Raw genomic sequence first — 12,615 nt, forward strand, 5'->3', positions numbered from 1 at the left:
TGCCATGGAACTTGACGCCACCACCTTCGTGCTGGAAATCATCAACTTCCTGGTGCTTTTGTGGCTGCTCAACCGACTGCTCTACCGGCCGGTCCGCGCCGCCCTCGACACGCGCGCCCAGGCAGAGGCGAGTCGCTGGCAGGCGCTGGAAGACCGCCAGGCAGCCATCGACGCCGACGTCGCGCGGCTTGCACAGGAGAAGGCTGACCTCGAGGCCCGCCGCGTGGCCGCCGAGCGCGATCTGGCCGACGAGGTTGCCGGACTACGACTGAAGCGCCTGGCAGAGCTTGGGCGGGAGCTTGATGCCGAGCGCGAAAAAGCCAGGGCACGCATCCTGCAAGGGCAGGCGCTCGCAGCGGCGCAACAAGAAGACGCACTACGCGAGCGAGCCGCACGGTTCGTCGCCGACTACCTGACACGCCTTGCTTCGCCGCCCCTCGAGGGTGCTATCGTGGAATTGTTCCTTGTCGATCTGGGGAGGCAGGCCGGACCAGCCGGTATCGCCCTGCGCGATGGATGGTCGGACCGCGGCGAGGCACCTCCCGAGGTCCGGGTCAGCACTGCGTATCCGACTGCGCCGTCCACCCGTGCGCGAATCGAAAAGCAGATCGAAGCGTTGATGGGTGCCAACGCACGAACCCGGTGGCAGTTGGATCCGCAACTACTGGCCGGCATCTGCGTCCACCTGCCCGGCCACCAGCTCGAAGCAAGCCTGCGCCGAGGCGTGGATGCCTTCGTCCGCGCCTGCCCATGAATACCCCACAGATCGGCCTTGCCATCGAGGAGGTAGGCACCGTTGTGGGCGTAGCCGACGGCATCGCCTGGCTGCAAGGCCTGCCGTCTGTACCGCTCGGGGAAGTGCTTCGCTCGCCCGATGGCAGCCGGGCTTGGGTGTTCCAGCTCGACGAGAACCTGACAGGCTGCATCCTGCTGGACCAGACCGAGGGGCTGGCGGCTGGCACCCGTATGCGGCGCAGCGGCCAGCGGCTGACGCTGGCATGTGCTGATGCGCTCCTCGGGCGCGTCATCGATCCGCTGGGCCGCGCCTTGGACGACCAGCCCCTGCCGCCTGTGGAAAGACAACAGCCACTTGAAGCGCGCTCGCCGGCAATCATCGACCGCGATCCGGTCACCCGCCCTTTGTACACGGGTAACACTGTCATCGATACCCTCCTTCCCATCGGGCGCGGCCAGCGCGAGTTGCTGATCGGCGACGAAAGCACCGGCAAGAGCTCCCTGGCATTGGATGCAATCATCCACCAGCGGGACCAGGCCATGCGATGCGTGCTGGTACTGATCGGCCAGCGCCGGGCCGAGGTGGCCGAGACCATTCACCTCCTCAACGAGCACGACGCCATGTCCCACACGACCATCGTGGTTGCCGAAGCGGGTGGCCTGCCCGGGCTGCAATACCTGGCACCGTTCGCGGGATGCGCGCTCGCGGAATCCTGGATGCAGGCCGGGCATGATACGCTGATCGTCTACGATGACCTTGGCAAACATGCTCAGGCCTACCGCGAGCTATCGCTGCTGATGCGCCGCCCGCCCGGTAGAGAGGCATATCCGGGGGATATTTTCTACCTGCACGCTCGCCTGCTAGAGCGCTCGACCCAGCTAAACGCAGCCCGCGGCGGCGGCAGTATGACAGCGCTGCCGATCGTGCCCACGCAGCTCGGGGAAGTGGCAAGCTATATTCCGACCAACCTGATCTCCATCACCGATGGCCAGGTCTACCTGAGCTCGAAGCTGGTGGCTGCCGGCACCTATCCCGCGATCGACCTGGGCATATCGGTCTCGCGCATTGGCGGCAAGGCGCAGGCCCGCCCCATCGCGCGCGAATGCAAACACCTGCGGCTTGACTATCTCCAATTCCTTGAGCTGGAACTGTTTCTGCGCTTCGGCACTCGACTCGACGATGAGACGGAGGCACGCGTGCGTCGCGGGCGCCTGGTGCAGGCCTTGTTGCGCCAGGACCGCCTGGAGCCGCGCCCCATCGCCTTCCAGATGGCCTGGCTGGTGGCACTCAATGAAGGGTGGCTCGACGGCCTGGAGCCGTCGGCGCTGCAGGCTGTCCTTGACACGCTGCAGCTGCGCGTGCGCGGCAATGATACGCCAGGCCTCGACGCGCCGCGCCAGCAATGGGTGGCTGCGGTGCGCGCCTGGACGGGTCGTGAACCATGAGCGGTCAGCACGCTCTGCGCAAACGCGCCGCGTTGCTATCTGAGCTGCAGGAGATCGTGCAGGCGATGAAGAATGTCGCTTCCGCTGAAGTACAGCGCGCCACGCGCGAGCGACAAGCCCTGACGCAGGCATTGTTGGCTGTGGCCGACGGGCTGGCGCAGTGTGTCGACATGGACCTCCCGAACGACACACCCACGTTACACGCCGGGAAAAACAGCTGGCTGGCGATCGGAGCCGAGCGCGGGTTCTGTGGAACGTTCAACGCTCGTTTGCTGCAAGCCCTACGATCCCTGCTGCTCGATGATCCGCACGCACATGTCCTCTTGGCGAGCCACCGCGCGAGCGACCGACTCGATTCCGCCGGCAATCGATATGTCGTCCTGCCGGGCTGCGCCACCGTTGATGATGCGCCGGCCGCGATCGACACGTGGCTGGCCGCGCTCGACGAGGAAAGGCGGCAAGGTCGCACTCTATGGTTGTTGCACACGTCCGAGTCCGGCCTCGTGAGCCGGCGGCTGCTGCCCGAACCGGACCTCACCAGCATCATCGCGTCCGAGCCTGCCGCGCAGGATGCCTCTGGGCCACCCATACACTACTTGTCTGCGCCGTTGCTGCAAGCTGCCCTGCAACGCCAGGCATTTCGGCTGCTCGTGCAAACTGCGCTCTGCGAGTCTCTGGAGCACGAGAATCGCTCGCGGCTCTCGCAGATGCAACTCGCGCAAGCGCACCTCGAAGAGCTTGGCCATCTTATGCGACGGCGTCAGGCGGCACAGCGCCAGGCTGACATCACAAATGAACTGGAGACCCTAACCAGCATCCTTGCCCCCTGACCTGCCGCCACGCAATCCGCGCACCAACGGGCGGTCAGCCCAGTGCCTCGTCATTCGGGTGCGCGAACAACGACTTCATATCGTCGGACAAGGGGAAGTCCAGGTTCAGGCCCTTGGGCGGCACCGGTTGCAAAAACCACTTCGTGTACATGTGCTTGATCTCGCCGCTCTTCATCAGTCCCGCGATCACGCCATCGGCAAGCGCCTTGAACTGCGGGTCGTCCTTGCGGATCATGCAGCCATAGGCCTCGCGGGATGCCGGCTTAGCCACGACCGTCCACTCCGATGGTTCACGCGCCTTGGCGCGTTCGCCATAAAGCAGGGCGTCGTCCATCATGAAGGCCACGGCCCTGCCGGACTCGAGCGTCAGAAACGACTGCCCATGGTCCTTGGTACTGATGATGTGCATACCGAGATGCTGCTCGTCGTTCATCTTGCGCAACAGGCGCTCTGAGGTGGTGCCGGCCGTGGTCACCACGTTCTTGCCCTTGAGGTCGGCCCAGCTGTTGATACCGCTGTCCTTGTTTACCAACAAACGTGTGCCGATAATGAAGATCGTGTCGGTAAACGCAACTTGCTTCTGACGTTCCAGATTGTTGGTCGTCGAGCCGCATTCGATATCGATCGAGCCATTCTGCAGCAGGGTGATGCGGTTCTGCGAGGTGATCGGAATCTCCGTGACAATCAGGTCCGGCATGTTGAGTGCCTTCTTGATTGCATCTACGATCTTCACGTTGATGTCATACGAGTACCCGACCTGCCGAACGCCACCGAGGTTATAGTTGAACGGGATGGAAGACTGACGTACGCCGAGCGTAATGACGCCGGTGTCATGGATCTTCTTCAGGGTTCCGGTCAGCGGCTGCGCGCCGTGTGCCAAGGGCGCCAGGGTCAATACGGCTATAAGCAGCGATGCCAGCGTTGCATGTTTCATGATCAATCCTTTCCACGCGAGACGAAGAAGACGCTCGCCAAGCCAGAGGTAAGGCAATTTGCATCGGCCAGTCCGGTTCACGCGCACGCGATGACGCATGTCACGGTCTCGCCTATTCGCACCACCACGCCACATCTGCGCACCTTGCCATAGACGTGGGACATCGGCGGATCGCGTATCGTTCCCACATTTAGATCATGATGTGACACAAAAAAAAGCCGGAATAGAGTCGAAGCCGGCCGCGATTCGCCTGAACTGACGCCGCATTCCATACGTCCAACCATTGTAAATACCAGTTTCTGCACAGACTGCCCGCACCGGCAGCCTGCGTCGAAAAGCGATGGAACAGACTGCAGAGGTCGGCTTCCGTGAACCTGAACCCGCTCGCCGGCGCTGGCTGATCGCGACCGCGACCGCCGGCGGCGTTGGCTGCGTTGTCACCCTTGTTCCCTTTGTGGAGTACTTCGAGCCCTCGGCACGCGCACGCGCCTTGGGCGCGCCGGTCACAGTGGACATCCAGGCACTCAAGGAGCGCGAAGTGGTGACCAAGCGCAGTCCGGACATGCTTGCGCAGATCCCAAAATGCGACGCGCTGGTGGCTGATCCGCAGTCCAGGCACCCATACTCCCTGCCCCTGCCCAAATATTGCCGCAACGAGTTTCGCGCACGGGCGAGCCGGCCAGGCATTCTCGTCGTTACTGCCGTGTGCACCCACCTAGGCTGTACGCCACTTGCGCGCCTCAGGCCGGGTCCGCAGCCGGGGCTCCCGGATGACTGGCCTGGCGGATTTTTCTGTCCCTGCCACGGTTCGACATACGATCTGGCCGGCCGGGTGTTCAAGGACAAGCCGGCTCCCCAGAACCTCGATGTCCCGCGTTTCATGTTCAGCCACCCGGATGTACTGATCATCGGCAAGGACGAACAGGGAGAGGCTTAATCATGGCGGCGCAATCCCGCCGCTGGGCGGGGGACGGGACAAGGAGACCCAAGATGGTACGTCAGATCTTTGCAGGCACGATGATTGTCTTGGCCGCTGCCTGTACCACAGGCAGCGGCTCGCTGTCAGCCCAGACGAATACTGCCCAACAAGCCCAACAGGCCGCATCCACGCAACATGCCGGCGCACCGGACTTTGCCAGCATCGTCGACAGGTATGGTTCCGCCGTGGTCAACATCAGCGTCACCACGGAGGAACAGTTGGCCTCGGAGGGGACGCCTCCAGGGCTCAGCCCTGGTGACCCGCTCTTCGAATTCTTTAAACAGCTGGATCCTGAGTTCACCTGGCCGGAACGCCATGCCCCTCACGTGGTGCGTGGCATCGGCTCAGGCTTCATCATTTCCCCCGACGGCCTGATCCTGACCAATGCGCATGTCGTGGGCAATGCCAAGGTAGTCACCGTGAAACTACTGGATCGGCGTGAATTCAAGGCCAAGGTCGTCGGCACCGATACACGCAGCGATGTTGCAGTCCTGCGCATCAACGCGAGGGATCTGCCCACGGTCAGAGTTGGGGACTCCACACACGTCCGAGCCGGGGAGTCCGTGCTGGCAATCGGCTCCCCTTATGGCTTCGAAAACACTGCAACAGCGGGCATTGTCAGCGCCACCGGGCGGTCGTTGCCTGACGAGACGGCCGCGCCGTTTATCCAGACGGACGTCGCCGTCAACCCGGGAAATTCTGGCGGCCCGCTGTTCGACGCTCGCGGAAATGTCATCGGCATCAACACGCAAATCTACACGCGTACGGGTGGATACCAAGGACTGTCCTTTGCTATCCCGATCGACACGGCCATGCGTATCGAGTCTGAACTGGTCATGCACGGCAAAGTCATCCGCGGCCACCTGGGTGTCAGCGTGCAGGATGTCGACCAGGGACTGGCTACGGCCTTCGGCTTGCCGCGCGTGACCGGGGCACTGGTGGACCAAGTTGAGCCGGGCAGTCCCGCGGCCGCCGCAGGCATCCAGGCCGGCGACGTCGTGACGCGCGTGGGCGATGCGAAGATCGAGTATTCGGCGGAGCTAGCTAACCTGATCTCCGGCCTAAAGCCCGGTACGCGCACTGAGCTTGGCCTGGTGCGGAATGGCGCGCGACAGACGGTAGCGGTGACAATCGCAGCGCTGAAGGAAATGTCCGCCTCCCCGGATGCACTGACGCAGACCAAAGGCGAATTGGGTCTTACGGTCCGGCGCCTGAATAAGACGGAAGCCGACGCCCACGGCATAGCGGGCGGGCTGCTAGTGGAGCAAGCCAGTGGTGCCTCGGCAAGCTCCGGCATCGAAGCAGGCGACGTCATTCTCTCCATCAACGGTGCCCCGGTAACCACCCCACAACAACTGCACTCGCTTGCTACCCACGCTGGCAAGCAGGTTGCACTTCTTGTCCTGCGCAACGGCATGCGGGTCTTTATCCCTGTGGATCTGGGATGAATGCTTGACCACCGGCTGGCCCCTTACCGCACCAGGTTTGGCCAGCGGGAACTTTGCATATTTAGCTGCCGGCCCCCGTCTGCTGCGATGGCGAGAAGTAGATCACCAATTCACGGGCATGACCACGCTCGATCTTCACCTGGCGTGTCTGCTCCTGCGTGCCGAAAGTGGACGACACGCGATAGGTTCCCTCGGGAAGCCTCGCGTAGAGCAACGGTCCGGGCACCATCGCGTCCACTACGCGCTTGCCGTGCAGGTCTTCGACGCGAACACGTATGTCTGCAAGATATTCGCCAGTCCGCGCGCGAGCAAATGTCATGCGCAGGTTGTAGTTCGCCTGCATGCTCCGCATGGCGTCGACCTGGCCCTTGCCGATGCCACCCGCAACGTAGGGAACCCCGCTTGGCGCGGTGTGCTCGGAAAGTATTGCTACCGCGTGTGCGGGAGAAAGGAATGCGGCCATCGCCGCCACAATGGCAGCGCCGATGGCCAATAAAACAAATGCGTGGTCCTTCATCACTTGCTCCTTCATCATCGGGACTGTCTTCTGGTTTCGTGGCTGACGAAGGGAACGTCCCTCTGGGTCAGTCCACCGGATACACACCATGAAAGTTTGATCCCCGTCAGACAGGACTTGTTCGCGACGCAAAGCGCACTCGCGCGATATGTTTGGAACAGGTGCGGGAACACTGACGGCACAAGTTCGAGCATTGATGCGGTACTTTTTGGCCGTGGAGTGTGACCCGGTCGCTCAGTGCATAACCGTGAACTTTTCCCCGCCCACGGTTGATGCTTGGCAGCGGCGCGACGCTCCGTCGATACTCGGTACCAGAGGAACGGCGCGCTCTACGACAGGGAAGTCCTGCGGCATCTGAAGCGGACCTTCCCTCGTATCAGAATCCGTCCCGGCAACTCAACCTTGCGAGCTTCTGCGTCGATCGCGCGCACACAAGCCCTTCGATTCACGGCTATCGGGGACGTGTTCCGCCGGTTGTGAGCCGTCCTGGTTCAGCTCAAACGAATCGTGGTCTTGTGCAGCTCACTCATGATCCAGGTCCGTGCCTCGCCCGCCTGTTCCATCCGAAAAGTCCGGATCTGGCCCGGGACCACGAAGCGAAACACGTCCACTGCGTGGCGGATCCAGTCGTGATCCGTTACTACCGCTATGGCTTCCCACCGGAAGTAGTGTCCGATGCCAAGCTTCAGGTCATCCCAGGCCGCTCCCGCTGCCATCTTCACGAAGCCTGGCCCAAGTTCATAATATACCCGTACTTTTTCCCGCCCGACCAAGGCGGCCTCGACCGCCGGAATCAGGACCTCTTCATAGTCCTCGCGCGATACCTCGCCGCTCGCACTGGCGGCGACCACATTGCCGGGAAAGCCCGTCAGGATTTCAATCATGACCACTCCTAGCCAATCGCAAACTGTCACACTGCCGCAACTGGCGCACACGTATCTCGTGCCGTCGCGTGCGGCTCCGCCCTGTCCCTCCTGACTCCACCGTACATAGCCATTCCGTCAAGTTCAAGGTAATGCCTTGACTAGCCACGGTAATCATCTCGGCGTTCTCACGGCATGCGCTTACGTCATAACATGCTGGGTTCAACGCAGCCTGCTGGCCAGTCCAACTCGCCCCAAAACGAACGGCCGGCACGATAACCGCCTGGTCCACGGGGCATTACGGATCTGCGCCATCGGAGCTTATTGCACCTCGACCCGCCACTCGCGGTGGTGCGACGATTACCATGTCGCTCGCGGGGCCAGCGCCGTTGGCACTATGACGGCCCACCGACGCGGCAGACGCGACTTGCTCGCACCTGGCCATCGTGACAGCCTTGATATACGTTAGAGTCCATGCACAAGAACGATTTGCTCCATTGCACCGCAAAGATATGCAGAATACTTGGCCTGCTCTGGATGACCGGCGCTCTCGCTTTTGGCCTGATTTCCATGCTGTGGGACCATCGTGAGTTGACACATGCGGAGCAGGTCCGACTCTATGAACGAGAAGTCGGGCATGGCATTGCTCAGGATATGCAAAAGCGGAGCACAACGTCGCGCGACGCCAAGCAGGCTGGCCGCGGAACGCCGAGGTGGGTCTACGTCGGCGAATACGAAAAGACCATGCACCAGGCCGAGATCCTGAAACGCTACTTCGGCGCATCACCGCCGACAAAGCTGAGGTTTGACTGGATCGCCGCACTGCGCCATCTGCTTGACGGTGCACTTGGACTGATAGTTGCTTGGACTGTGGCATGGCTGCTCGATGATTTCCGTGCGTAACATGATCAGCCTGCACTGATGATAAGACCGACGTATGTGGATCCCTTCGGTTAAGCTCGGGGCCTTTCTGGATGCAAAGTTGATATGACTCCGGACGAGCCACCGCTTGCGACGCCGCATCCACGGCGCGGACATTTTCCATGAGGGCGAGGCCCCAGAAAAATTTATCATCACCCCGATCACGTCGGCCATGGTTGGCAGCCAGAGCAGCGGGGCGCCGCAAATTTGCTCCAGCGCAGCAAGTCGAGGTTGTGGGCCTGACCTGGCCTGACCATGGGTCTGCCGCGTGACAATAGCCGCCGCCCGAAGCCGCCGCCGGTCGCTAGTGTAGCGTTCTGTTCATGGTGGCACTTAGGTGAGATTATTGTTCTACTGCGACACAGCGTGGAGAGAGCGAGTGCGAGTTGCCCCCGAGATCATGTTGAGCGACGAGGAGCGAACCAAGTTGACGCGGCTGGTTCAGTCGAAGCTCACGAGCGTGAGGCTGGCGCAGCGCGCGCATTGTGCTGCTGGCCGCCAACGGCATGCAGAACAAGGACATCGCCGAGCAGTTGAGAATCGGACGCGTGCAGGTCTCGCGTTGGCGTGAGCGGTATGTGCAATCGGGGCTGGCCGGGATCGAACGCGACTTGCCGCACGGTGCGCCGCCACTGAAGGTAGATACGGCGCGGCTGGTGGAGCTGCCCCCTCACAGCAAGCCCCTGGCGGCCACGCTGGAGCACGCGCAAGATGGCCGCCGAGTTGAGCGTGAGCGCCAGCACGTCATGCGCCGTTGGCACGCCCATGGATTGAAGCCGCACATCGTGCGCGGCTTCAAGGTGTCGCGCGATCCGAAGTTTGTCGAGAAGCTTGAAGATATCGTTGGCCTGTACATGTCACCGCCCGAGCACGCGCTGGTGCTGTGCTGTGATGAGACGAGCCAGGTGCAGGCGCTGGATCGCACACAGCCCGGGCTGCCGCTGAAGAAAGGATGCGCGGCCACCATGACGCACGACTACAACCGCAATGGCACGACCACGCTATTTGCCGCGCTCAACGTGCTCGATGGCCAGGTCATTGCCCAGTGCCAGCAGCGCCACCGCCATAGCGAGTGGCTGAAGTTCCTGCGCAAGATCGACCGCGAAACGCCCAAGGACAAGACGCTGCATCTGATCGCCGACAACTACGCGACGCACAAGCATCCTGCGGTGCAGGATTGGTTGGCCAAACATCCGCGCTTCAACATGCACTTCACGCCTACCTCGGCATCTTGGCTGAACATGATCGAGCGATTCTTTCGCGACATCACAACCGAGCGACTTCGCCGCGGCGTATTCACCAGCGTGCCGGAACTGGTCGACGCGATCAACGAATACATCGCTCACCACAGCACCACCCCCAAGCCGTTCATCTGGACCAAGAGCGCTCGCGACATCCTACAGAAGGTCATTCGCGCCAACCGCCGCTTAAGTTCCAAACAGAATGGAACACTACACTTCTATGATGAGAATTGAGTCAAGGTTTTTCGCTAAAAATGGGTGGCCTCGGCTCGCAAGATAGTTCTTGCGGAGATTGGATCAAGGCGCGAAGGGAGTAGGACAGGCTTTACGTGTTGTCGGCAGTCCTCTGGGTCCAAGGCTTCCTCTCCGGCATGAATGTTGGGAAGAAGGCGGATCAGGTCGTCAGCTTACCGGCAGGCAGCGTTATCGAGACGCTTCTCGACAGAGAGTGCGACAAGTCGCCTACACAGCCGTTGTTCATCCAATCATTGGTGGTGTACGGGAAACTTCGGATAGAGCAAGGTAAGAACGCCGGCCGGCAGAAGTAGCGGACCTGTCCCTACGATGGTGTCGAGGGGCGAAAAGGGGGTCCGTCCGCCTCGGCGGACCCCCTTTCCACAACGGACTAGATACTAAGCATCGCGCATGCACCCCGCATCACCGCAATGCCCTTTCCCTCTACGGGAAGCCCGTACGCTGCGACCCTGACTTCGCAACTTCATTCAGTTCCGACCATCTCATCACTGCGCAGGCTTGGTTGCCCGTCTACCCGGCCGGTCTTGAACACGGAGCGAATTTTGTCTGAGTCCCTACTTATCCAAAAGAGTAGATTTACTCAGACATCGGCAAGGCGTTTAGGCAGCCTCCCCTCTGTGTCGGCCGTGTGGCCGACCCTTATGCCGGCCACAGGTCAGGGACTGAATCGGAACGACAGCCCAGCCTTCCGTCCGTCCTTTGCCGTCTGCATCTCGCACGTCAGTTTCTTGCCGACCTTACTTTGGCGTATTTGGCACTGCCCGCTGGCCTCCAGAAAACTGACACCCTCTCCTCTACCCGCGTCAAGCCCGAACGTCTCCACATTGAAGCTTGAGAGTTCCGGGGAAACGACAACCTCAGGTCGGGTGGAAAACAATAGGGTCTGGCCACCACCGATCTCTACGCGCATTGCATTCCAGCCGTTTGGATATACCGTGCGGCGCAAATTCGCACCCCGCAGGGTCAGGTCCCGGCCGCTTACGACCAGCTTCTCGCAGACACCGGTTACCTGGAGCTCAGTGATTGTCGGCGTCTCGACCGTCGCGGTGTTTGTCTTCAGGGCCGGGCGTTCATAAGCCGGTGAGAGGGTGCTGCTGGCCGCAGCGGTCGTGGTCGTCGAACGCGGAGCTTCCGTGGAATAGCCCAGCGCGTACATGCAAGCCTTGAACGCGGAGCCCCTTGCCCCAGTGTTTGCGTCGTAAGTCACGGTTTGGGGGTGGTTGGACATACCCGCCGGTCGTCGTGCAATTGGTCGTCCCGTAGCTTCCAGAATTGATGCTCTGACAGGTCGTCAACATGGGCGTGGTGATCGCCTGTCCGATGGGCGTGCTGACATTCGAGACGGGGAACTGGCGGTAGGCGTCCGCGGTGCATTGCGCTTTGTCGTGCTCGAACTCGTTCTGCGTTGCGCCTTCTTTATACCAGGTCGTCGTACACCCCGCGACAAGGAGGGAGACCATCAAGATCAGTCGGCGCATATTGTTCTCCCCACTGATCTTCCAGTTTCTGCGCTCAAGTGTGGAACTGATTTCGCAGTGGGCTAGCAGACTGACTGCTAGCCAACCACGCGCCAGGGTTATGCAAATTCATAAAAAAAATAATTTACATTGATCTTGCCCCTGGATTTTCGACCTGATCAGATTCAGCTCCGGCAGAAATCGTTACTTCTCAAGCACTTACAGCTGCGTGTCCGTACGCGTGTATGGGACCGAACAGTGCTTGCTCGTCGGACGAGTCCGATAACCGCCCCGCACAGGGCATTTTTATTTGGGACTTAGAGGGTATGGGCCCCCGTACGCGTGGTCTCGCATCTCGACCACCCTCACCCAGGAGCGCGGACCATGACCACGGAGATTGACCAGGTAGCTCGGAACCGATTCGAAGATGCCCTGTTTATTCAGGCAGGGGCCAGCAACCCAAGCGGCGTAGCTCGGGCTTTGGTGCGAGCCATCAATGCCTGCCAGCCGAAAACGTCCAAGCCAGAAAAGACGCTGCTGTGCGGCTGATCACCCATCAACTCGCCTTCCTCTGCGGCGTGAGGGAGATGGACTCTGATCCCCCTCTACGGAAGACTGACCGAGGAGTGTGAGACAAAGAGTGCGGCGATCAAGTCTGCCGTATCCGAGACGACAGCGGGAGCGAACTGAACTCTCCCACACGGGCGCCGACTCGCCAGACACCCCTAACTCAGGGCCAGCGCCCCCCGGTTTACGTCCCCATCTCACGCGCGCGCCCCGCCGAAATTTAGGCGACGGCGTAGCACCGCGATTCACCGACACCCCATTTGAGTGCAGAAGAGGCGCTCGATGCCTTTCAGCGTGTGCGCAACGCTGCCTCTCACTCTTAAGAGTTTACTTGAAGTATACGCCGTTAACGAATATGCTCCGTCCGAAGCACATCACCCGTGCTTTTGATGTCTTCATCTCAATTGTGGGTGATGACCCAA

At 61.1% G+C, this 12,615-nt stretch carries 12 protein-coding genes; 8 read left to right on the top strand and 4 right to left on the bottom strand.

What is annotated here, in order from left to right:
• The first annotated feature begins 4 nt into the window (after window positions 1–4).
• From KHO41_RS24375 to KHO41_RS24385, 3 genes are read left to right on the top strand one after another with little or no spacing between them, the layout of a single operon-like run.
• Window positions 5–754: a F0F1 ATP synthase subunit delta gene (locus KHO41_RS24375; RefSeq protein WP_211955823.1), complete on the top strand. Its 750-nt coding sequence runs from the start codon at window positions 5–7 to the stop codon at window positions 752–754.
• Complete coding sequence (locus tag KHO41_RS24380; RefSeq protein ID WP_211955824.1) at window positions 751–2,181, top strand: F0F1 ATP synthase subunit alpha; 1,431 nt, start codon at window positions 751–753, stop codon at window positions 2,179–2,181. Before KHO41_RS24375 ends, KHO41_RS24380 begins: the two co-directional genes overlap by 4 nt.
• Window positions 2,178–3,011, top strand: a complete 834-nt coding sequence (locus tag KHO41_RS24385) for a F0F1 ATP synthase subunit gamma (RefSeq protein WP_211955825.1) — start codon at window positions 2,178–2,180, stop codon at window positions 3,009–3,011. The genes KHO41_RS24380 and KHO41_RS24385 overlap by 4 nt, the downstream gene beginning before the upstream one ends.
• 34 nt (window positions 3,012–3,045) lie before the next feature.
• Here the strand turns inward: KHO41_RS24385 and KHO41_RS24390 are convergent, their stop codons facing one another.
• Complete coding sequence (locus tag KHO41_RS24390; RefSeq protein WP_211955874.1) at window positions 3,046–3,945, bottom strand: glutamate/aspartate ABC transporter substrate-binding protein; 900 nt, start codon at window positions 3,943–3,945, stop codon at window positions 3,046–3,048.
• A 340-nt stretch (window positions 3,946–4,285) separates the two neighbouring features.
• Between KHO41_RS24390 and petA the strand changes: the two genes are divergently transcribed.
• Complete coding sequence (petA, locus tag KHO41_RS24395) at window positions 4,286–4,882, top strand: ubiquinol-cytochrome c reductase iron-sulfur subunit (RefSeq protein ID WP_211955826.1); 597 nt, start codon at window positions 4,286–4,288, stop codon at window positions 4,880–4,882.
• Window positions 4,883–4,935: 53 nt separating this feature from the next.
• The gene (locus tag KHO41_RS24400; RefSeq protein WP_211955827.1) at window positions 4,936–6,372 is read left to right on the top strand and encodes a Do family serine endopeptidase; all 1,437 of its coding nucleotides are present in this window, start codon (window positions 4,936–4,938) and stop codon (window positions 6,370–6,372) included.
• 61 nt (window positions 6,373–6,433) lie between these two features.
• On the opposite strand, the gene KHO41_RS24405 is transcribed toward KHO41_RS24400, so the two are convergent.
• Window positions 6,434–6,907 (bottom strand): carboxypeptidase regulatory-like domain-containing protein, encoded by a 474-nt coding sequence (locus KHO41_RS24405; protein ID WP_211955828.1) that lies wholly within the window; start codon window positions 6,905–6,907, stop codon window positions 6,434–6,436.
• 473 nt (window positions 6,908–7,380) lie between these two features.
• Window positions 7,381–7,773, bottom strand: a complete 393-nt coding sequence (locus KHO41_RS24410) for a SpoIIAA family protein (protein ID WP_211955829.1) — start codon at window positions 7,771–7,773, stop codon at window positions 7,381–7,383.
• A 453-nt stretch (window positions 7,774–8,226) separates the two neighbouring features.
• On the opposite strand from KHO41_RS24410, the gene KHO41_RS24415 reads away from it, so the two are divergent.
• Both KHO41_RS24415 and KHO41_RS24420 read left to right on the top strand, forming a co-directional pair.
• Entirely contained in the window at window positions 8,227–8,655 is a 429-nt protein-coding gene (locus KHO41_RS24415) for a hypothetical protein (RefSeq protein ID WP_211955830.1), read from the top strand.
• A 503-nt stretch (window positions 8,656–9,158) separates the two neighbouring features.
• Entirely contained in the window at window positions 9,159–10,148 is a 990-nt protein-coding gene (locus KHO41_RS24420; RefSeq protein ID WP_376989743.1) for an IS630 family transposase, read from the top strand.
• Window positions 10,149–10,824: 676 nt separating this feature from the next.
• Here the strand turns inward: KHO41_RS24420 and KHO41_RS24425 are convergent.
• Window positions 10,825–11,325, bottom strand: coding sequence for a hypothetical protein (locus tag KHO41_RS24425; RefSeq protein ID WP_211955831.1), 501 nt, complete (start codon window positions 11,323–11,325; stop codon window positions 10,825–10,827).
• A 685-nt stretch (window positions 11,326–12,010) separates the two neighbouring features.
• On the opposite strand from KHO41_RS24425, the gene KHO41_RS24430 reads away from it, so the two are divergent.
• The gene (locus KHO41_RS24430) at window positions 12,011–12,175 is read left to right on the top strand and encodes a hypothetical protein (protein ID WP_211955832.1); all 165 of its coding nucleotides are present in this window, start codon (window positions 12,011–12,013) and stop codon (window positions 12,173–12,175) included.
• Window positions 12,176–12,615 lie beyond the last annotated feature (440 nt).

Source organism: Cupriavidus numazuensis (genome assembly GCF_905397435.1).
GTDB lineage: Bacteria > Pseudomonadota > Gammaproteobacteria > Burkholderiales > Burkholderiaceae > Cupriavidus > Cupriavidus numazuensis.